The organism is Mesorhizobium oxytropidicola, assembly GCF_056174625.1.
This window is the reverse complement of record NZ_JBWBWK010000002.1, coordinates 69,573-90,949: the sequence shown is the minus strand read 5'-3', so window position 1 is coordinate 90,949 and position 21,377 is coordinate 69,573. Positions and strand designations below refer to the sequence as shown.

The 21,377-nt window shown below is 57.8% G+C and carries 19 protein-coding genes; 12 read left to right on the top strand and 7 right to left on the bottom strand.

From position 1 onward, the window contains the following. Nucleotides 1–82: 82 nt before the first annotated feature. The 4 genes from AC0V8S_RS35795 to AC0V8S_RS35780 are packed head-to-tail and all read right to left on the bottom strand — an operon-like array spanning nt 83 to nt 4,539. The gene (locus AC0V8S_RS35795; RefSeq protein WP_475439026.1) at nt 83–1,420 is read right to left on the bottom strand and encodes an NAD(P)/FAD-dependent oxidoreductase; all 1,338 of its coding nucleotides are present in this window, start codon (nt 1,418–1,420) and stop codon (nt 83–85) included. After that, entirely contained in the window at nt 1,420–2,307 is an 888-nt protein-coding gene (locus AC0V8S_RS35790) for a dihydrodipicolinate synthase family protein (protein ID WP_475439025.1), read from the bottom strand. Before AC0V8S_RS35790 ends, AC0V8S_RS35795 begins: the two co-directional genes overlap by 1 nt. A gap of 1 nt (nt 2,308) precedes the next feature. Further along, on the bottom strand, nt 2,309–3,796 hold the full coding sequence (locus tag AC0V8S_RS35785; RefSeq protein WP_475439024.1) for an aldehyde dehydrogenase: 1,488 nt from the start codon (nt 3,794–3,796) through the stop codon (nt 2,309–2,311). 38 nt (nt 3,797–3,834) lie between these two features. After that, entirely contained in the window at nt 3,835–4,539 is a 705-nt protein-coding gene (locus AC0V8S_RS35780; protein ID WP_475439023.1) for a GntR family transcriptional regulator, read from the bottom strand. Nucleotides 4,540–4,624: 85 nt separating this feature from the next. Between AC0V8S_RS35780 and AC0V8S_RS35775 the strand changes: the two genes are divergently transcribed. The 8 genes from AC0V8S_RS35775 to AC0V8S_RS35740 all read left to right on the top strand — a co-directional run bounded on the left by AC0V8S_RS35775 (nt 4,625) and on the right by AC0V8S_RS35740 (nt 13,555). Next, complete coding sequence (locus tag AC0V8S_RS35775; RefSeq protein WP_475439022.1) at nt 4,625–5,707, top strand: GlxA family transcriptional regulator; 1,083 nt, start codon at nt 4,625–4,627, stop codon at nt 5,705–5,707. A 248-nt stretch (nt 5,708–5,955) separates the two neighbouring features. Further along, nucleotides 5,956–6,966, top strand: coding sequence for a LysR substrate-binding domain-containing protein (locus tag AC0V8S_RS35770; RefSeq protein ID WP_475439021.1), 1,011 nt, complete (start codon nt 5,956–5,958; stop codon nt 6,964–6,966). Between the two features lie 236 nt (nt 6,967–7,202). Beyond that, nucleotides 7,203–8,183, top strand: a complete 981-nt coding sequence (locus AC0V8S_RS35765) for an ABC transporter permease (RefSeq protein WP_475439020.1) — start codon at nt 7,203–7,205, stop codon at nt 8,181–8,183. After that, the gene (locus AC0V8S_RS35760; protein WP_475439192.1) at nt 8,158–8,493 is read left to right on the top strand and encodes a hypothetical protein; all 336 of its coding nucleotides are present in this window, start codon (nt 8,158–8,160) and stop codon (nt 8,491–8,493) included. The genes AC0V8S_RS35765 and AC0V8S_RS35760 overlap by 26 nt, the downstream gene beginning before the upstream one ends. A gap of 103 nt (nt 8,494–8,596) precedes the next feature. Beyond that, nucleotides 8,597–9,646 carry a quaternary amine ABC transporter ATP-binding protein gene (locus tag AC0V8S_RS35755; protein ID WP_475439019.1) on the top strand — a complete coding sequence of 350 codons (1,050 nt, stop codon included), beginning with the start codon at nt 8,597–8,599 and terminating at the stop codon, nt 9,644–9,646. A 145-nt stretch (nt 9,647–9,791) separates the two neighbouring features. Continuing rightward, nucleotides 9,792–10,559, top strand: a complete 768-nt coding sequence (locus AC0V8S_RS35750) for an SDR family NAD(P)-dependent oxidoreductase (protein WP_475439018.1) — start codon at nt 9,792–9,794, stop codon at nt 10,557–10,559. A gap of 269 nt (nt 10,560–10,828) precedes the next feature. After that, complete coding sequence (locus tag AC0V8S_RS35745; protein ID WP_475439017.1) at nt 10,829–12,349, top strand: trimethylamine methyltransferase family protein; 1,521 nt, start codon at nt 10,829–10,831, stop codon at nt 12,347–12,349. Nucleotides 12,350–12,499: 150 nt separating this feature from the next. Then, nucleotides 12,500–13,555, top strand: a complete 1,056-nt coding sequence (locus AC0V8S_RS35740) for a GlxA family transcriptional regulator (RefSeq protein WP_475439016.1) — start codon at nt 12,500–12,502, stop codon at nt 13,553–13,555. 162 nt (nt 13,556–13,717) lie between these two features. Here the strand turns inward: AC0V8S_RS35740 and AC0V8S_RS35735 are convergent, their stop codons facing one another. The 3 genes from AC0V8S_RS35735 to AC0V8S_RS35725 all read right to left on the bottom strand — a co-directional run bounded on the left by AC0V8S_RS35735 (nt 13,718) and on the right by AC0V8S_RS35725 (nt 17,504). After that, nucleotides 13,718–15,760 (bottom strand): hydantoinase/oxoprolinase N-terminal domain-containing protein, encoded by a 2,043-nt coding sequence (locus AC0V8S_RS35735; RefSeq protein WP_475439015.1) that lies wholly within the window; start codon nt 15,758–15,760, stop codon nt 13,718–13,720. 160 nt (nt 15,761–15,920) lie between these two features. Then, nucleotides 15,921–16,733 carry an SDR family NAD(P)-dependent oxidoreductase gene (locus AC0V8S_RS35730; RefSeq protein ID WP_475439014.1) on the bottom strand — a complete coding sequence of 271 codons (813 nt, stop codon included), beginning with the start codon at nt 16,731–16,733 and terminating at the stop codon, nt 15,921–15,923. A gap of 9 nt (nt 16,734–16,742) precedes the next feature. Then, nucleotides 16,743–17,504, bottom strand: coding sequence for an SDR family NAD(P)-dependent oxidoreductase (locus tag AC0V8S_RS35725; protein ID WP_475439013.1), 762 nt, complete (start codon nt 17,502–17,504; stop codon nt 16,743–16,745). 905 nt (nt 17,505–18,409) lie between these two features. On the opposite strand from AC0V8S_RS35725, the gene AC0V8S_RS35720 reads away from it, so the two are divergent. The 4 genes from AC0V8S_RS35720 to AC0V8S_RS35705 all read left to right on the top strand — a co-directional run bounded on the left by AC0V8S_RS35720 (nt 18,410) and on the right by AC0V8S_RS35705 (nt 21,373). Further along, the gene (locus AC0V8S_RS35720; RefSeq protein ID WP_475439012.1) at nt 18,410–19,573 is read left to right on the top strand and encodes a M24 family metallopeptidase; all 1,164 of its coding nucleotides are present in this window, start codon (nt 18,410–18,412) and stop codon (nt 19,571–19,573) included. Between the two features lie 207 nt (nt 19,574–19,780). Beyond that, nucleotides 19,781–20,272 carry a tautomerase family protein gene (locus tag AC0V8S_RS35715; RefSeq protein ID WP_475439011.1) on the top strand — a complete coding sequence of 164 codons (492 nt, stop codon included), beginning with the start codon at nt 19,781–19,783 and terminating at the stop codon, nt 20,270–20,272. Nucleotides 20,273–20,703: 431 nt separating this feature from the next. After that, nucleotides 20,704–20,991 carry an NAD-dependent epimerase/dehydratase family protein gene (locus AC0V8S_RS35710; RefSeq protein ID WP_475439010.1) on the top strand — a complete coding sequence of 96 codons (288 nt, stop codon included), beginning with the start codon at nt 20,704–20,706 and terminating at the stop codon, nt 20,989–20,991. A 61-nt stretch (nt 20,992–21,052) separates the two neighbouring features. After that, nucleotides 21,053–21,373 carry a hypothetical protein gene (locus AC0V8S_RS35705; RefSeq protein WP_475439009.1) on the top strand — a complete coding sequence of 107 codons (321 nt, stop codon included), beginning with the start codon at nt 21,053–21,055 and terminating at the stop codon, nt 21,371–21,373. Nucleotides 21,374–21,377: the final 4 nt, after the last annotated feature.

Below are 21,377 nucleotides of genomic sequence, written 5' to 3'. Positions count from 1 at the left end.
TTAACCCTCCAGCGAGGCAGGAGCGGCGCCCCAAGTGTGTATGTAAGCGGCTAAACCGCACGTTGTTTACAGCTGATAGCCCTTATTCGCGTCCAGCGCGCCATTCCCTGTAGGCCAGGTTCAATTGCGCACCCAGTACGGTAAGTGGTTGCGGGGGCAAGGTCTGCGGTTTTTCGAATGAGCGGAAAACCTCGCCGAGCTTGGACCCGTGTCCAACAAGGAGTTCGGCCATCGCTATGCCGGCGGCGGTGGACTTGGTGCCACCTATGCCGTTGCACGCGCAGGCAGCGAAGATACCGTCTGCCACCTGACCGAACAGCGGCACTGAGTTCCGCGTGAGCGCCATTGCGCCTGCCCAGCGATACTGCATCTTCAGGTGACGATGCTCAGGAAACCGGTCCGCGAACTTGCGATCATGGAGGTCGCCGGCGCTCTTGATCGAGGCGGCGCCGACTTCGATCTTCGGATGGTAGGTGTAGCGTGAGCGGATAAGGATTCGGTCGCCATCAGGGCCGTCGATACGCCGCACGGTCGTGCCCATAGGCGCGGCTGGCGTGGCCCCCCATTTCCGGGATCCGCCGAGCGCGGAGGGAGCGAACGGCTCGGTAAGCGAGGCGTAAGTGAAAACGTGGAGAAGTTCACCGCGACCGAACCCGAAGCTCTCCGCGTGGCCGTTTGTCGCCAGGATCACCCGCCCTGCGCGGACCTCCCCCTTCGGTGTCTTTACGGTGCATCCGCTTGGCGACGTCTCTATTGACAGGGCGGGCGTCCGCTCAAACAGCTTGATGGGCTCCTGGAATAGATCCGCGATGGCTCTGACCAATGCTGTAGGTTGCACCATGACCGCACCGGGCGTGAACAGCCCGGACTTGAAAGATCGCGTGCCGGTGACGTCCTCTATCTGCGCAGCACTGAGAACCTGGTTTGGTTCGCCCAACGACTTGAGTTTCAAGGAGTATAATGCAAGGTGCTCCGTGCCGGCGTCGGTCATGGCCACGCTGTATTTGCCACTCGGATCGAACACGTCCTTGTCCCAGCCATTCTGCTCCGCCAGTCGGGCGTAATGTTGAATGGCCGTCCGCGCGACCAAGATCTCATTGTGGCTCTTGTTAGCCGCGCCCACCCCGAAATTGCTCGAAGAAATGTCGTGAGGTAAATCAATGAGGAAGCCGGAGTTTCGGCCACTGGCCCCATTTCCGACCACGTCGGCATCGATGACGGCGACGGAAAGCTTGGGGTCGAGATCCATCAATCTCACGGCGGCGGCCAACCCGGCGAAGCCCGCGCCGATGACGACGACATCGACGGTGATGGCCCGATCCAGCTCGGGCGTTGGCGTCCTCGAAGGGAGCAACGCCGCCCAGCCCGACTCCACGCCATGGGCTGGAAGGCGGCGCGCTCGAAAGGTCTTGCTGGCCATTATACCGCTTCTTTTTCAACCAGTACGCCGAGGGCCGCCCGAAGGGCAGCGATGCGGTCCGCCGACAGGGGACGGAACGGCTTTCTCGCGTTGCCACAGCCATATCCAGTGAGCTCGGAGGCCGCATACACGCTTGGCACATAGTCGCCGTCCCAAAGAAGGGACATGATTGGCTCAAGTAACTTCCAAAGCGACTGCACGTCGTCCCATCTCTTTTCTTGGGCGGCCCTGACAATCGAAACGCAGGTGCGCGGCGCAATATTCGCGCCGCCCCAGATCAGGCCAGAGCAACCCGCGAACAGGGAAAACGGAACGAGCGGGTCAGCCCCGTTGATGATGTCCAGCCCGGTACCGATCAGCCTGACCTGTCCGACCAAGTCTCCACTGCTGTCCTTGACGGCGCGGAATTCGGGCAGTTCGCAGAGTCTGCGGAGCAGGTCCGGCGTTATGCGTACGCCGACCGCCTGGGGCACATTGTATCCGATGATGGGCAATCCGACCCTGGCAACTTCGGCGTAGAAGTCGAAGACGCTGTTGTCGTCCGACGGTCCTTCGAAGAAGGGAGGAAGGACCATCACGCCATCCGCGCCGGAATCCTTCGCGAACCGCGTTCTTTCGACGACGTCGGCCGTGAGCAATGCCGACGTCTGGGCGATAACCTTGGCCCGTTGGGCGACGACGCGCGCGCCGCGTTCGATGAGGGACCTCGATTCATCCGGCGACAGATAGACATGCATGCCCGTGCCGGAGCTGAACACAATACCGTCGACTCCCGCGGCCAGATACCGCTCGATGAGTTCCTCGAAGCGCACGAAATCAATACGTCCATTTGTGTCGAACGGCGCCGTGATCGCAAGATTGAGACCGGAGAAAGCAAATGATGACATTTCAGAAACCCTCGTTTGAGCTGCTCAGGTCGATCCAAAGCGTTTTGGTCTGGCAATATTGATCATGTGCGTGGAAAGCCTTGTCCCGGCCGCCGAAGCCCGATTGCTTGTACCCGCCAAACGGAGTGGCGGCGTCCCCCTCCCCGTAGCAGTTCACGGTGACCGTCCCCGCCCGGATCGCCCGTGCGGCCCGAAGCGCCCGTGTGCCGTCGGCCGTAAAGACGGATGCCGCAAGGCCATATTCGGTCTCGTTGGCGAGCGTGACTGCTTCCGCGAGGGAGTCCACCCCAATCACAGACACAATCGGCCCGAAAATCTCTTCCCGGACGTGCTTGCTGTCGTGGCGGTCGAATTCCATGATCGTGGGCTCGATCGTGGTCCCGTTGAAGACCTTTCCGCCAGCCACCACCTTGCCATCGCTTTTCAGATAGCTGCTGACCTTCTCGAAATGCGTGGCTGATATCAGTGGACCGATGCGGGTTTCCGGATCGAGCGGGTCGCCCACGGTCCAGGTCTTGGCGACTTGCGTCAGTTTCTCGAGAAGGCGGTCCTTCACGTCCTTGTGGACCAAGACCCGTGAGATGGCGGAGCAGTTCTGCCCCATGTTCCAGAACGCGCCGTTGCCGATGTGAGAGGCCACGGCGTCAAGATCGGGAACGTCCTCCATCACGATGCAAGGATTCTTGCCGCCCATCTCAAGGACCACTTCCTTCAAATTGCTCTCGGAGGAGTACTTCAGGAAGCGACGGCCAGTGTCGGTGGAGCCCGTGAAGGAAAGCGCGTCGATGTCGGGATGGCGACCGATTGGTTCGCCGACGTCCGGACCATCACCGGTCACGACGTTGAAAACTCCGGGCGGAAGCCCGGCATCGAGAGCGAGCTCTGCTACCCGCAATGTGGTGAGCGACGTCTCTTCAGCGGGTTTGACGACGATCGTGCACCCCGCTGCCAGAGCAGGGCCGATCTTCCACGCAAGCATCAGAAGTGGGAAGTTCCAGGGGAGCACGATGCCGACGACGCCGATGGGCTCGCGCACGATCAGGCCGAGAGAGGCGTCGTTCGCAGCTGACACCTGATCATATATCTTGTCGACGGCTTCGGCATGCCACCTGAGGCTGTTGATAGTCTCGGGCACATCGATGTTGATGCAGTCGCTGATGGTCTTGCCGCTATCCAAGCTCTCCATCAGTGCCAGCTCGAGCGCGTTTTCCTCTATGACAGACGCCAGCCTGAGAAGGACTTTCTTCCGGTTTGCCGGGGCCAGCTTCGACCACCGGCCGTCCTCAAACGCATGCCGGGCGACAGCGACGGCCTTGTCGACATCGGCCGCCAAACCTGCCGGAAGCTCCGCCAGGACCTCGCCCGTCGCCGGGTTAAGGGTTGCAAAGGTTCTGCCCGACAGGGCTGCAACATGCAGCCCGTCCACGATCATCTTGCTCGGCAGTTTGAGTGCACTCGCCTGCGTCTTGTAGTCGACCTTATTGAGCATTTCTGTTCTCCCTGGTGTCCCAGTGACACCGACAACGATTACCCGTCGAGTTCGCCCTGCATGCCGTTGGGCACGGCGTAGAGCGCCACGTCGCTTCGGAAAACTTCGAGATGCGCGCGCACCAGTTCGCCCGCCTTCTCTGCATCCCGGGCTTCGATGGCCTCGATCATCTGATCGTGCTGCCGCGCTGCGGTTTCCTGGTCCTTCTGGATCCGCGGGCCGCCGTTTTGGCGATAGAAAATCTTCCCGATCCGGGCGTGATCGATGAGAAGCTTCTTGAGACTGGGAAGCAGATACAGGTTGCGGGCCATCTTCCCGATGTTCAGATGGAACTGGTGATTGAAGATAACCCTGTTCTCGACGTGGCCGTCGGCAATGGACTGTCGGAAATTTTGCTGGGTCTGCTTGAGGATTTCGAGGTCCCCAGCGTTATGGTTGACAGCCGCGAGCTTTGTCGTTCCGACGTAGATCATCGGAGCGACGATCAGGAAATCGCGAAGCGTCTGGTAGGACATGATGGACACGCGCGCAGCCCGGTTCGTCTCAAGATCGACATAGCCCTCGCCCGCCATCTGTCGCATGAGTTCGCGGACCGGCGGACGGGACAGACCGAATTCCTCGCTCAGAGCGACTTCGTCGAGTACCGCCCCCGGCTCGAGCTGCATTGTCAGGATGCGATGCACCAATGTTTCAGCGAGAATTCCCTTTCGGTCCGTTGAGGCAACAGGTTCATTCGCAATCATTGCGGCTCCTCAATTTGGTGGATAGACATATTGTAGACAAACACTATGAGTCAAGATAGGTAAAAGATATTAAGGGGGTGCAACCATGTTCAGCCAGGCCTCGGTCGTTCCAAAGGTGGAGACGGTGTTTCAATCATCACCACGACGCAGACGGGCGAGTTCGGCCCAACTGAAGGTGGGGTTCGTCCTGGCCCACTCTTTCACGTTGACGGCCTTCGCCATGTTTATCGACACGCTTAGACTCGCTAGCGATGAAACGGACAAATCAGGACGGATCAACGCAGATTGGGAGGTGCTTTCGAACACTAGGCACCCTGTCGCGTCTAGCTGCGGCGTGCAGGTCTCGCCGACGTCGCCATTCCTCGATCCGATTGAATTTGACTACATTGTTGTCGTTGGGGGACGGTTGACCGACGGGGAGGCAGTCGACAAAGAAACCCTTCAGTACCTTCGCGATGCTGCATCGAAAGGGGGGCGATTAATCGGCATTTGCACGGGGACTTTCATTTTGGCAGAAGCGGGTCTTATGGCCGCCCATGAGACCTGTGTAAGCTGGCTCCACTACGTCGATTTTCGCGAGCGCTTTCCCCGCTTGAAGGTTCGAGCCGACAGGATTTACAACCTGGATACAGCCCGCGGTTCATGCGCGGGCGGCAGCAGCACCGCCGATCTAGCTGCAGAATTGGTGCGGCGTCACATTGGTAGTGCCGCCGAGCGAAACGCCCTCGAGGTTCTACAGATCGACAAAGTTCGCAACGCGGAGTGTCTGCAACCGCGTTGGCCTCTCGCTATAGAGACGGATGACCCGAGGCTTCGGGCTGCGTTGTTTTTGATGGAGCAGAACATCGAGCACACCATGTCGGTGTCTAAGTTGGCTACAGCTTTGGGGATTTCCCGACGACAACTCGAACGGCTGTTTTTCAAGGAGGTAAACAGCTCCCCTGCCCTTGTCTACCGTCGGATGCGGCTGGAACGCGCAACACAACTTCTCAAAAAGCGCGACACTCCTTTGATCGAGGTCGCTATCGGGGCTGGTTTCGAAAATGCCTCTCACTTCGCGAGGGTGTTCCGAAGGGCTTACGGTCAGTCACCCTCTGTCTGGAGGCGGTCTGAACTGAGTTCGGTTGAATTCGGCGCGTTCCAGGGCATCACCTCCTTGCGAGCCTGAACTTTGAACCCCCGCCACCGGTCCAAATCGGCACCAGATCAGTGATTCAAAATGCCGAACTGCAATGACATATTGTAAACAAACTTTTTTGCTGGCATCTCCGCGCCCGATGGGCTCGACGAATTGTCCCACTAGCTTTCGCTTTGGCCGCATTTTCTCATGAAATTGGTTTTGCCGAACTGAGGCGACTGCTCGGCTATATGGTTCGGGTGCGCACACGGGGTTCAGGGCGGGAGTAACGGTAATTTATGTCAAACTATCGCCGGCTTCCGCTCAGCGCGTTGCGCGCATTTGAAGCTGCCGCACGGCATTTGAGCTTCACCAAGGCTGCCAATGAACTTTCGGTCACTCAGGCGGCCGTAAGCCGGCACATCCTGACGCTGGAGGACCACCTAGATATCCAGCTGTTCAATCGCGGAAACCAGAAGGTGTCCTTGTCTCCCGCAGGCGAAGAGTTGTTTGAAGCTGCCACCCTGAGCCTTGCCCATATTGCAGCCGCCTTCGATAGTGTGAAGAGGCGGGAAAAGGCGCGACGGTTGACGGTAGGCATGCCGATGTCGTTCGCAACGCTTTTCATGAGCCATCGGATCGGAGAGTTTGTCGCCAACAACCCTGAGGTAGACTTGCACCTAGTATCTCTGGAACGCAGCCCGGCGCCGGCAACGGATGGTTTTGATGTGTCCGTTGTCATGGGGTACCTGGCGCGTCCAGGGTTCACAGCGACCGAGCTCTTCGGGGAGGAGGTTTTCCCGGTCTGCAGCAAATCATATCAGCCCAACTCGCCGCGTATTCTGGGGCCAGAGGATCTGGTCAACGAGGTCCTGCTGGTGATGGACGATCAACATTGGTCCGCTTACCCTTGGTCGCCCTTCGATTGGGTGCACTGGCTGGGACAGTTCGGCATTTCATCCGACTTCAAACGGGTCATTACGTTCAATAACTATCCAACGATGATGCAGTCGGTACTGAGAGGCTACGGCATCGGGCTTGGCTGGCGCCATTTGGTCAGCGACTACCTCAATGAAGGTACGCTGATACGGCCCGTAAGTGAAAGCTATCTAACTGGCCGAAAACACCATTTGGTTATTCCGGATACGGCGATTGAGCGAGACGACGTCCAGATTTTCCGCAATTGGCTGCTGACACAGGTGGCAGATCTCGATCCTGCCCCCCCAATGCCAGCGGCGGAACACGTCGACGCGGAGCCGGTTGCATCCAGCGAGGAGCCAACTGGCGGACCAGGTCTGCTATTGGCCTGATAACATTTAGTCCTGCGGGACATGATTTTTTATACGGTTGTTTTGCAGCCACCCCGCCGCTAGCGTTTCGGAACCAAAATCCGACGCGACAGCCTCTCACGCCTACGGGAGGCGCAGGCAGGCGGAGCTGCCGCGGCAGATGGGCCGTCGTCTTTGATCGGGGATAGTCTACGACATTCTCGGACCAAGGCGCTCCGTATCTGCCGCCCGAAAAGTCCTGGCCGAAAGGAATTTTTGTGAAGCTCGAAGACGTACTGGACCCGTTCAAAAGCTGGCACATACCATTTGGTGGGTGGGTTGATGATGTGTTGGGGTGGATTGTAGAGCAATACCGCCCGTTTTTTCAGACCTTGAAATGGCCCATTGACCAGCTCTTGAGGGCATTTGACAGCGCGCTAAATGGCATCCCGCCTGTCATCATAATTTTGTTCTTCGGGTTGGTAGCTTGGCAAATTGCCGGGTGGCGACTGGCAGCTCAGGTAGCCGGTCTGCTGGTGATTATAGGCTTTCTCGGGATTTGGGGTGAAACGATGACGACGCTCTCTCTCGTCTTCACCGCCGTTCTTTTCTGCACGGTTGTCGGTATCCCGGTGGGAATAATAGCCGCTCGAAGCAACAGGGCGGCTGCCATATGCCGGCCAATACTCGATACAATGCAGACGATCCCGTCATTCGTCTATCTTGTTCCCGTTGTCATGTTGTTCGGTATCGGCAACGTTCCCGGGGTCATTGTAACGATCGTTTTTGCACTTCCGCCTGTTATCCGGCTGACAACACTGGGTATTCAGCAGGTCTCAGAAGAAGTGGTCGAGGCTATGCATGCCTTTGGAGCTACCGAGAGCCAAACCCTCTTCAAAGCCCAGCTGCCGCTGGCCCTTCCAAGCATAGTGGCAGGTATCAACCAGACTTTGATGATGTCGCTGTCGATGGTTGTTGTCGCCTCCATGATTGCGGTCGGTGGACTCGGCCAAATGGTTCTGCGCGGTATCGGCCGCCTCGACATCGGCCTGGCTGCTACCGGCGGAATTGGCATTGTTCTTCTCGCAATCATACTAGATCGCCTGGCTCAATCCGCCATTACTCAACGCAGACGCTACGCCGACATCGTTTGGCACCAGCGCGGCCCAGCTGCACTTTTTACCCGCGTAGCTAAGACCTTCCACACCTCTCCTGGGAGGGTAGGACAGGAAAGTGGCCGTCAACGGACTTCCAACTAACAAACAATGGGGAGCAACCATGAGCTGTGCAGAATGGCGTTTTAACGGACTTGCCGCCCCTGTCACAGTGATTGACACCTTGGCGATGCCTCCTGGTTACGCATGCGCGGAGGGTCTCCCGGGCAAAGGTATGACAATCAGGCCGCTGTACCTTGGCCAGGTGGAAGAACTGTTCGAAGCCGACCTCGTCAAGATGGGTCTCGAGGACCTCAGATATACGGTGAACGAACCTGCCGCTACAATGAAGAGATGCACGTTCACGCTGAGGCTTGGAAGAAAGCCCACCTCGACCAGTGAAACAAATGGATAGCTGTAGCGAAACAGACAGCTGAGTAACGCTGGACTGCGGAAAGCATGCTCGCCCAGCACGATATACGCTGCCGGGCGACACCTCTCAATCGTGGAGCTTACCCTTGGAAGCACATGCCATAGAATTCAAGGATGTCTGGAAGGTCTTTGGCACGAGTCCAAAGCTCGACCTCGCGAGCATCCAGCGCGATGATCTTTCAAAGGAAGCCCTCCTAGAGAAACATGGTTGCGTAGCGGCCGTCGCCGGCGTCTCCTTCAAAGTCAGGGCTGGAGAGATCTTCTGTGTCATGGGACTGTCCGGAAGCGGAAAGTCCACGCTGGTCCGGCATGTCAATCGTTTGATCAAACCCAGCTCAGGGCAGATCATTGTTGGCGGCGAGGATATCAATCTAAAATCAGAAAATGAGATGCGCGAGCTTCGTGCCCGATCGATGGGAATGGTTTTCCAGAATGTGGCACTCCTCCCGCATCGAACGGTGCGCGACAATGTAGCTCTGAGTCTGGAGCTACGCAGGTCAAGTGTCCGACAACGTTATGAGGTTGCGGAAGAGAAATTGGAGCTAGTCCAACTTGCGGGCTGGGGCGACCGTTACCCTGATGAGCTTTCCGGCGGAATGAAGCAGAGAGTGGGGCTTGCCCGCGCCTTGGCGGCCGATCCCGCCATTCTGCTGATGGACGAGCCATTTTCGGCGCTTGATCCGCTCATCCGACGCGAACTGCAGGACCAGTTCAAACAGCTCTCCACGAAGTTGGGCAAAACCACGCTTTTCATCACCCACGACTTGGATGAAGCAGTTCGACTGGGGCACCAGATCGGTGTCATGAAAGACGGAAAGATGCTGCAGATCGGTTCCGCGGATGACATTCTCGGCAATCCCCAAGACCCATACGTTGAAAAATTTGTCCAGGGAAGCAGTCGGTTGAAGCTCCTGAAAGCCGAGTCGGTGATGTTGCCGCTCACCGAATTTGCGAGTGCCGGGGGCTTGGCCTTCGAGGATGCTCCACGGCTCAACCTTAACACCCCAATCAAAGAAATGCTCGAGATATCAAATCGACATGGGAATATGCCGCTAGTGGTAGTCGATGCAAATGGGGTTGATGTTGGTATTTTGACCTCGTCCTTACTTTTACGAGGTATACATGAAAGGATATAGCCAAAGTAGATCATCCTGTATGAATGTCATTCGTAATTTCAACTAATAGCTTTATAGCTATTTGTGCGTTTTGTGCCGTGATATGTTTTTGATGAACCGATTAGAAGAATTTGGGCCGAATTCCCCTAAGTCGGTTTCTTGAAAGATGCTGAACGTGGAAAAGAAAACTGTTGTCGTGACTGGAGCTGCTGGCGGTATGGGCCAGGCGATCTGCGCGAGGTTCGTGGCTGAGGGATACTTTGTAATCGCCGGGGACACCAACGCGGAGCGGTTGATCGACACCGCTGCCGGGCTCAACCGCAGTGGGGAAAACGTTTTAGCCAAGGCTGGAGACCTGAGAAGCAAGGCGTATTGCGAGGAAATCGTTGATACCGCTATCAGTCTTACCGGCCGGCTGGACGCCCTTGTTAACAATGCGGGCGTCATCACGCGCGGTACAATTCTCGAAACCAGTGACGAGGATTGGGAAAGAACCTTCGATATCAATCTGAAAGCAATTTTCTACACCTGCCGGCGGGCGATAGCCTTCATGAAGGAGAATGGAGGGGGATCGATCGTGAACATCTCCTCAACCTGGGGCATCTATCCTGGACCTAGTCACGCAGCTTACTGCGCGAGTAAGGCTGCGGTCGCCACATTTTCAAAGTGTCTTGGCCGTGACCATGCGGCGAACGGGATAAGGGTCAATGCAGTGTGCCCCGGGGAGATCGATACACCTATGCTTCGGTCAGGCTTTATCCATCGTGGGTTCGATCCGGATACGGCGGTAGCCGAGCTCAGCAAATCAAATCCTCTCGGCCGACTTGGCGAACCGGAGAATATTGCTGATGCCGTTTATTTCTTGAGTTCGGACGCGGCTCGATTCATCGCGGGAACTACACTCGAAGTCGCTGGAGCTAAGGCCGTCTATTAAGGATTCGCGCGGCTCGCCCGGCGCACGGTCACCGACAATGTAGACGCTGAGTGTCAAATCGACATGAAAACAGGTCGCTAGTGTGTGTCGACGGCGCGGGGAGCCGACCTTGCCATTGTTGCGCATGCCCCCTCCGCTAACGTCGGGATCGACTTTAGGCTGCAGCGACTCACGGTCATAACCTCAGTTCATAAGTTACATTCCTTTTTATTGTTAGTTGCAGGATTTGATATGCCCTATATTCTCGCCTCAAATCAAGGATTATAAAAATGTCTGCAAGATCTGGAGGCCGAGACGCTCGGCAAAAGTTGCGTTCCGACAGGACGGTAACTTTCTTGCCGCAGTTGGAACGGGGGCTGCCTTATATGGATTTGCTTGCCCCGGTTGACTTGCTTAGACTTCACAACATTTCGATGCAAATACTTGAAGAGATAGGCATCGAATTTCGCGATGACGAGGCCGTCGAAATGTGGCGGGCAGCCGGCGCCAAAGTCACCGATCAGCGTGTTAGGATCGACAGAAACCAGCTGCTGGAGCTGGTGGCGAAGGCTCCTGAATACATTACGGTTCACGCTCGCAATCCCGCCAGGACCGTCACTCTCGGCGGTCGAAAGACCATCTTTACCCCAGCGTACGGTTCACCGAATGTACTTGACCTTGAGGGTAAGCGGCGGAACGCGACAATTGAGGATTTCGTCAACTTTGCGAAACTCGCCTACCAAGCCCCCGCAATGCATATGACAGGTGGGGTTCTTTGCGAGCCGATGGATATTGCCGTCCCGAAGCGACACCTGCACATGAACTACAGTTTGATACGTTACTCCGATAAGCCGTTTATGGGAGCGGTAACGTCGCGCGAGAGGGCGGAAGACACGGTCGCTATGGCCAAGATTGTCTTCGGGGACGAGTTCGTTAACGACAACACTGTGATGGTGTCGCTTGCCAACTGCAATTCGCCCCTTGTCTGGGATGCGACGATGCTGGATGCGGTCAAGGTCTACGCCGCAAACAACCAGGCCATGATCTTCGCCCCTTTTGTCCTTGGTGGCGCCAGCACTCCGGCCAGTACCGTGGCCGCAGTCGCGCAGCTTAATGCCGAAGCACTTGCTGGCGTTGCTTTTGCGCAGCTTGTCCGGCCAGGCGCGCCCTGCATTTATGGGCAGTGGTTGGCGACCGTTTCAATGAAAACCGGCGCGCCAATGGCAGGAACACCCGAGATCTGCCACATGAATATGTTGGTGGGTCAACTAGCCAGACATTACAAACTGCCTTGGCGCTGCAGTGGTAGCAATACAAGTTCAAAGCTCGTCGATGCCCAGGCAGGCTATGAGGCCGCCCGCAATATGTACGGCGCACTTATCGCCGGTGCGAACTTTGTGCTTTCGTCCACCGGTTATCTCGAAGCCGCTCTGACCCAGAGCTACAGCAAGTTCATGCTCGATGCCGAGCAGATGGTGATGTTCTATAAGCTTGGGCAAGGCATAGTGATGAGCGAGATGGATGAAACGCTCGATGCGATCCGCCAAAGTGAGCCAGGCAGTCACTATCTTGGAACCGAACATACACTGAACAATTTCGAGAAGGCCTTCTTCACGCCCGACTTGATGAACCACGACAGCTTCGAGCAATGGTCCTTCGCCGGCGCCAAGGACGCCAACATTCGGGGACGCGATGCAGCTGTGCGTGCCCTGAAGGAGTATGAAGCACCACCCATAGACGAAGCAATTGACGAAGAGCTTCTTGACTTTATGAAACGTCGGGAACTCGTGATCGGTGACGCCGTACTTTAGGCGCCAGGATAACACCAATGGCTGTGTGGGTGAGCGCGTCCATACAGCGAGCATCGAGTACTAGAACCAGCAATTGCCGAAATCGCCCAGGCTTTTCCGGGCTCGACAACAGCTGGGTCAGTGCCTTGCGAAAGGTATGGCCAAATTCTGATGAACGCACCTCCCAATATCAATGCCATGAAGTCATTGTCCACGCCTGACGATCCGGCAATGGGCGGCCGACCAATTGAGCTGGTGGTTTTAGTATTGCCAGGGTTTTCGCATCTGGCGCTCCACGCTTTTATCGAACCGTTCCGCATCGCCAATACGGTATCCAAGCTGACGCTGTTCCGATGGCGCATCGCCGGACCCGACGCCCAATCCGTCAAGGGGGCGAGCGGTATCTCGATCGCAGTTGATGTAACGGTCGAGGAGCTGAATACCTGTATAAGCTTCCGAGGCCCACAGCATCTCGCAATCATCGGTGGCGAGCCGGTGGGCCGGCGGTTGACACCACAATTCGATAATTTCTTGCGCACCATCGCACGCCGTGGGGTGCCGATATCCGCGGTTGGAACAGCGACGTGGCTGCTCGCGCAGACCGGTCTGCTGGCAGGCACACGGTGCACGATTCACTGGTCGCGGCTGGCCGCCTTCTCGGAAGTATTCAGCCAGACACAGATCCGCGACGCTCTCTTTGTCAAGGATGGGCAGTTTTCGACCTGTGGGGGGGAACTATCCGCCTTCGACCTGGCGGTCGATCTGATCGCCAGCCACGTCGGCGGGTTTACCGCACAGGAGGTCTGCCGCTACGCGACCGTAGAAGGTCAGCGATCAGGTTCCAACCGCCAAACCGGACCATCTGGACTCGCCTTCGCCGGTGTAAGCGACAAGCTGCTGATAGCTATGAGGCTCATGGAAGAACATGTGGAGTACCCGCTGACCATGACAGAGGTTGCGCAGCGGACTGGTATTTCGCGGCGCCAATTAGAACGCTTGTTTGCAACACACGTACATGTGCCGCCGGTGCGGCACTACCTCCGGATCCGGGTCGCTCACGCCAAGCGCCTGATCGAAGGCACAAGCATGCCCATTATCGATATCGCAATGGCCTGCGGGTTTTTGTCTCCTTCACACTTCGCAAAGTGCTTCAGAACATTTAACGGCCTTTCGCCGCAACAGTGTCGCTCGACGACCCCCGCATGGGTCGGCCCCGGCCTCGGCTAGTCAATACGAGACCCGAAGATCTTTGCGGCCCAGTTTCGTTGGGCCCGGCCGTCTCCAAGACGGGCCAGCCTCCCCGGCGTCCACCCCAAGACGATCTGCACGACATGCCAAACCGTTTCGGGCGTATCGCGCTGAGAGGTTCGCAGAGGCCACCCTAAAGGCCTAAACCGCAATCCTAGGTCTTCCTGAGGCGACCGCCACGACATGTGCCTCAATGAACATGCGCTGGCTTTCGACGTTGGAAACACGGAACTCTGTGGTGACATCGATCTCGGCGTTGTCGGTGCCGGCGTCCCTGGCACGCTCCGCGACGATGGCGCGCACATCGGCCTCGGCGGAAGCGATCGCCGCCGCCTCTTCGGTGAAATCGCGCACTGTCTCCCCGGACGATACGCGAAACAGCCCTTCCTTGGGCTGGCTGACCTGCGCCTCGGCCGACACTCGCACTTGACCGACAACGGCGCCGAGCGCGTTGGCGACATCTGTATCTTCGGGAACCACGCAGTCATTACCGACCAGCGCGGCCAGGCCCGCATAGTGCAGCGGCGCCGAGGCGCCGAGGCCGATGACCGGCCGGTCGAGCGCGACGCTGAGGCGGGCGATGCCGAGATGCGAATCGACGGCGCGCTGCACCAGCGCGTGCGCCACCGTCGCCGCGCCATCCAGCCCGTCCTCGGCAAAGGCGGTTTCAAGGATATATTCGGCCGACCACCGCGTCAGGGTCACCAGCACCCGTTCAGATAGTGCTTCCGGCGAAGCGGCGATTGGCTGGCCTCGGCCATCACTCTTGCGGGCGAACAGTTCGGCGCCGAGCCGGGCAGCGATCGGATCCCAGTTCGCCTGCTTGCCCAGCACATGGGCGGCATCCGACGGCGTAAAGCCCGCGACATGCACCAGTCCGCGCGACACCAGCCGGTTGAGCGTGGCGTTCTGGGCATTCGAGGTCAGAAGCTTGTCGATGGCGAGCGGCGTGGTGCCGATCATCTCGTAGAGCTTGACTTCGGCGCCGGTCAGGCCGGCGGCGAGCCGATCCGGCACGCCGGTGCGCACCGCGAAGCGGCCATCCATACGGCCGGGATTGGGCGCGCGCAGCTGGCGTTGGAGCTCCGACGTCACCGCCAGGCCATGGCCCATGCCGGCCAGCGCCAGCGGCACCAAGCGGCGCGGCCCGAGCAAAATGTTCGGGATGAGCGAGCTATCCTCGATCGTCACTTCGGAATCGCCGCCAAGGCCAAAGGTGCGCATGGCAACGGCCTCTACCATGGTGCGGAAGCCACCGACGACGGCACCTTCTAGATCAAGCCTCGGCCGGCCTTTGTCGAGCACCGCGACGTCGGTGGTGGTGCCGCCGATGTCGGATACTATCGCGTTGTCGAGGCCAGTCATGTGGCGCGCGCCAATCAGGCTGGCGGCCGGGCCGGACAGGATGGTCTCGATTGGCCGCTGGCGCGCGAAGGCGGCGGAAACCAGAGCGCCGTCGCCACGGACCACCATCAAAGGTGCTGTAATTTTACGCCGCTTCAGAAAGCCTTCAGTCGCCGCCACCAGCCGATCGATCATTGAAATCAACCTAGCGTTCAGCAGGGTTGTTAGCGCCCTACGCGGACCCCCGAGCTTGGACGATAGCTCGTGGCTGGCGGTTACCGGCAGGCCGGTCGTGGCGCGGATCAACTCGCGGGCCGCCATCTCATGCGCCGGATTGCGGGTGGCGAAATAGGCGCAAACCGCGAAACCCGATACTGAGGCTCCCAGCTCAGGCAAGGCAACTTCGAGGCCTGACAGGTCTAGTCCGGCGGTGTTGCCGTGCACATCGTGGCCGCCAGGGCAGAACACCACCGGATCGGCGCCGAGTGCCGACTTCAAGCCGTCGCGGGCTAGGTCGGCCTCGGAAAAACCGATCATCACCAGCGCGACACGGCCACCTTGGCCTTCGACCAGCGCGTTGGTGGCAAGCGTAGTCGACATCGACACCAATTTTACATCGGCTGGATCGGTGCGGGCCTTCTGCAGAACTGCATCGACGGCACCCGATATGCCGACGGCCAGATCATGCCTTGTGGTCAGCGCCTTTGCCTTGGCCAGCACCTTGCCCTTGTTGGGGCCTTGCTGCCCGCCTTCCGTTTCAGACCACAGCACTGCATCGGTATAAGTGCCGCCGGTGTCGATACCGAGGAAGAGCGGCTTCGGCTTGGTCTTTGTTCTCACCGCCGATAGCCGTTCGGCGGGAGTTCGTCAGGCTCGCCTCCCAGCTCGGGCGCGGCAACCCTGCCATCTCGAAAAGCGCACATGTCGTCTGTGGCCGTAACTGTTTTTACCAGCGAGCCGAACAACCCGTCGCAACCTGTTTTAGTCCGCCGGCGCACCGCTATGCCTGGGCTTTCGTCAGCTTGGCCCGATACTCTTCATCCAAGATCGCGGGCAAAGAAATCTTCTTGGTACGCGCGCCATCGACGGAGATCATCTCGCCGCTCACGAAACTGGAATCGTCACTGGCAAGCCAGAGCACCGCATTGGCTATCTCCTTCGGAGCGCCAATCCTTCCGACCGGGTGAAGCTGTCCCAATTCTCGCTCAATCAAGCTTCGATCGGGGTGCATCTCAACGTATGCACGATTAAGATCAGTGTCGATCCAGCCCGGACAAACGGTGTTGCAGCGTATGCCGTCGGGCCCAAGGTCAACGGCTAGCCCGAGCGTAAGTCCGTGCACCCCTGCCTTCGAGGCCGCGTATGCAGTGTGCCATGGGTTGACCATGTACCCTTCGACCGACCCGATGTTGACGATGGTCCCAGCGCCCTGACGTCTCATTTCCGGGACCACATATTTTGCCATCAGGAAAGGGCCGCGAAGATTGACCGCCATGAGCCGGTCCCACTCTTCGGCTGTCTGGTCATCAATGGACTTGTGCATGACCAGACCCGCATTATTGACCAGAATATCGATCCTGCCGAACTTCTGGAGGACTTCATCGACGAATGTGCGGATCGAAACCTCCTTCGTGACATTGAGAGCGAGTGCGGTAATTCCCTCGGCGCCGTTGGAACCGGAAGAACGATCGTCGCGCAAATCGCCGACGACAACGATGGCGCCTTCTTCGGCAAGCTTCTCCGCAATCGCACGCCCTATGCCTTGGTTGCCCCCCGTGACGATGGCAACCTTGCCTGATACCCGATTAACCAAAGTTTCCTCCTATCCTGCTGTGAAGCCGCCATCGATGGGAATAGCAACCCCTGTAATGTGCCGCGCTTCCTCGCTTGCAAGGTAAAGCGTCAAGCCTGCGACCTCTCTGGGAGTAGCCACACGACCCTGGGGTGTAGAATCGATGTTTCTCTGGAGGACCTCGTTGGCAGTAACTGGCTGGCTGTGAGCCGACACCAGCATGGGAGTGTCAACGGCGCCGGGACAGACCGCATTGATGCTGATTTGCTCCTTGGCGTGGTCGAGCGCCATGGCCTTTGTCAACAGAACGACGGCGCCTTTTGACGCACAATAGGCCGCCAGCCCGGGACAGCCAACCAACCCCACATTCGAGGCTATGTTGACAATGCTACCGCCGCCGGTCGTTCGCATAGCCTTCACCGCGGCGCGGCTGAAGTAGAACACGCCGTTGACATTCGCCTCGAATGTCTGCCGCCAATCGTCATCCGTTGTTTCGACGGCGTTTCCACGCCGGATAATCCCAGCACTATTCACGAGGACGTCGACCTTTCCGAACCGCTCTATGCTGAGATTAACCACATGGTCGGCGAAGGCCGAGTCAGCCACGTCGCCTAGCATCAATTGGGCCGTACATCCGAGTCTCTCAACGGATTCCAAGGCCCGTTGACCCCGCCCCCGATCGCGGCCAACCAATACGAGTGACGCCCCTGTCGCGGCGAAGGCCTCTACGACGGCCTCCCCTATCCCCGACGTCGCGCCAGTAACGATAACCACCTTCTTGGAGTGCGTCATAATTTTTCATTGCCCAGTAAAAGTGATGAGGCTTGGCGGGTATCTCCGGCGGCCTACTTAGTGATCTATGCCGGCATACGGCCTGTTCGCAAGCGTCCAAAAAGTCATGCGGCGGACAAGCTGAAGTCATGGGCGCGGCTTTGACATCGACGGCGACCCCGTAGCAGCCCTTGCAGGCCCTTAACAGAGATTAGACATAGATATGGCGTTCGGGTCGGCTCCGACCGAGTTGAAGCTTATCCTTAAACATGGTCATGACCCATGGTTGTCCGGCCCGCCATTAATTACTCATCTGAAGTTCATCAGTCGCTGTCCTAGAGTTCCTGCATCGCTGCTTGACAGCATTGCAAGTACTACGGAATAGGGCTCAGTAAAAGTTAACGCATCCGTTTCATGAGGCCCGGATGGCTTTGGATGCCTTGCGCCCGCGGAGGGCAACGAAGCCACGCCGACTTGGGCGGAATATCGCAGCGGCGTTGAGCGTTTCAGATCTCGCGCGGGTGGCCGTGAGTTAGTTGTTAAGGGTCGGCGCTCTGTCTGGGCCGCTCTTCCGGCGGCCGTGCCTAATGATCTGGCCTTCATACCGCCGTTTGAAAGCGTCCAGGAAGTTATTCGATGGCAAGCTTGAAGTTATGGCGCGCTGGATATGGATAACGGCTTCGCGCAGCCTTTTACGACCCTTGGACATGGTCATGACTCCTGGTTATGCGACCGGCCACTAATACTCATTTGAAGTGCGGTGCGCCGCTGCCTATAGCTCACGACCGTAGCATTTCTGCGTGACTGATCAGCAGCACAGTCGGAACATGTACGAGGGCTCTATGACGGATTCCAAATTGGGTTCACCAGGTCCGGATGGGTTCGTACTCCGTGACAACTGGAGCGACTTGCGGCAGTTTCGACCAATGCCGGATATCGACTTTAAAAGGCTCGATGGATACCGAAAAGAGCGGCTAAGAGCAGCAATGCGCCAAGCAGATGTCGCAATGTGTGTCCTGGTGAGCCCCATTACCATTCGCTATGCGGTGGACTACAATGCATACCCTCTGTTTCAGTCGCATATTCCCGTCACATACCTCTTTTTGCCTATTGATGGGCCAATCACCCTTCATCAGGGTATTGGCAACGCATGTTCTGCAGACCGTGTAAGGCACGGAAGGCCGATTTCGTTTTTTGAAGGAGGCAACGAACTGGCGGACGGCGCGAGGCTCCTCGCCGACGACATCGTTGGTTTCCTAAGCGAAATCGGTACCACTAATCGCAAAGTGGCGGTGGAGTATGTGAACCCGAGCATAACCCAGGCTTTGCTGCAGCGCGGTCTAGAGGTAATTGATGCGGTGGACATCGTGGAAGGGGCGCGGGTCATTAAATCGGATGACGAGATAGCGTGTATTCGCTGGGCATGCGCCGTAGCTGAGCACGGCATTGCGCGTATGCAGGAGAGCATGGGGCCAGGCGTAACGGAAGTGCAGCTTTGGGGACTTCTCAACTATACCAACCTCGCCAACCAGGGCGGCTGGCATGAGGGACGAATGTTAGCTTCCGGGCCGCGAATTAATCCGTGGCTCCAGGAAGCCACCCAACGAGTCATTGAGGAGGGAGACCTGGTGGGATTTGACACCGATATGGTGGGCCCATTTGGGTATTTCTGTGATGTGTCACGGACATTCTACTACGGAAAGAACCCGCCTAGTGCGCGCCAGCGCCAACTTTACCAACTGGCGTATGACGAATTGCAGACCAACGTTAAGCTTATCCGACCAGGCGTCAGCATGAAGGATCTGCAAGCTTCAGCTTGGCCGGTGCCCGAAGAATTTCGGGAGCAAGCTTACTCCTGCGTTTTACACGGAGTTGGCATGTGCGATGAATATCCGCAAGTTAAACCCTCATTCCGTGGTCCCGTGGCGTATGACGCGACACTCGAACCAGGCATGGTAATATGTGTTGAAAGCTATATTGGCGCCGTTGGCGAACGGGATGGAGTGAAGCTTGAGGAGCAATTGCTCGTTACGTCCGACGGCTACGAGTTGCTTTCAAACTATCCTTTTGACGAACGTGTCCTGAATTAGGACCCAGTTCGACTCCCAATCACGTGAATCTACGGCCATGCAGCAAAACTCACGAAGGCAAGGCTACGCCAATGATCTACGACCGCGGCACTACGGACCGACCGAGGAAATGAAGGACAGGATGCGAGCGGTTTGCTCGGGATAGCGTGCCGCTTTTCGAAAACACGGAGATTTAGACTAATCGACTCCTGGACCTCGGAGGAACGAGTGGGGGAACAAGAGCTCATAAACCGCAAAATCTTGATCGCGGGGGATGACGGCAAACTGAGCGACGCTTTTGTCAATGAAGGCGCGAACGTCATGTCCGATCGACACGATCGAGGACGCTCTCGACGTGATCATGAAAGACCGCAATTCGCATCACAGACGGTCAAATCTCGCTTCCACCGGGCCCGGCCTTGGGCTGAGATCGTCGAGGCAATGTTTAACGCCCGCATTCCAGAGTTTGGAGCAACGCTTAGAGAGCGTTGGCAACCATATCAACCTGCTCGGCAGAGAGCAACGAAGGAGCAAGCTATGCCCGTAATCCATATCGAAACGTTCAAGTCTGATGACGACAAAAAAGCACAATTGGTGGCTGAGATCACAAAGCTGTTCTGTGACAAGATGAACTTAAGGCCAGAACAAATCCATGTGGTGTTCGATGAGTATGAGCCTAACAACTGGGCAACCGGCGGCAAGCTTTGGTCCAGGATGTGATATGGCCTGCTATCTCTGCGACCTGCGGGTTAATCTATTTCCGGTGAGGAGATGATGGGGCAAAGCGCGAATTCGTCTTAAAGTGTCCGGGACGCCCGGTAGTGCTAGGAATTCGTTCTGAATGCCTTGCGCCCGCGGAGGGGCCGACGCCAGGCCGACTTGGGCGGAATAAAGTAACGTTCTTGCGCGTGGTGGCCGTGGCTTTACTTAATGGCCGCGGACTCGCCTGTGCCGCGTCTGCCGCGACAACCACCCGAAAGGTTAGACGTAAGACCAGCAGGCTGGCTCAGCGAAACCGGACTGCGACATCGTCTATTAGCACAAGCTGAAGACGTCGGAGCGGGTCTCCGCCGGGCCAATGAAAAATGTCTGAGCCTTCATCAATAACCTTGGAGCGCCTTCAGCACCGCACATCCATGAAAGGAAGAGCCATGATCCTCATCACCGGAGCCTCGGGCCAGTTGGCATCGCAGATCGTGGCCCGGGCGCGGCAGAAGGGCATTACGATTCTCACCGGCAGCAGAGCAGCCACTGCTGACCGGCACATAGACTTCGACAGACCTGAAACGCTTGACTTCACCGGGGTCGAGACCATGTTGCTGACCTCGGCGGGCTCTGCCGAAAACGATTGCGTGATGCGTCGGCATGGTGCCGTTCTGGCTGTTGCCCGGGCTCAGGGGGTGGCGGCACGTCATTTATACGAGCATGGCCCGTGCTAGCGATCATCTCGGCTTTGCCCTGGCCTATCGCTGGACTGAGCGCGAGCTTCGGGCAAGCGGCATGGCCTGGACCATCCTTCGCAACGGTCTCTATGCAGAACTGACCGGAGCTCTCGCCGCGCCGCGCGGCGGGGTGATTGCCACGCCTTTTGGTGAGGGTCGGATTTCGGCCGTCGCAAGAGCAGATCTGGCCGAAGCGGCGCTTGCTGTGCTGGGCGATCCGGCTAGCCATGCTGGCCGCTACTACGAGTTGTCGGGAGCTACCGCATTTTCGATCCCGGATCTCGCGCAGAAGATAGCAGCCAATTATGAGCCGAGCAGCTTTGAGATTCAACACTATACGTCCCACGGCTCGCAACTGCTTCGTTGCCCAGGCCGATAAGGAG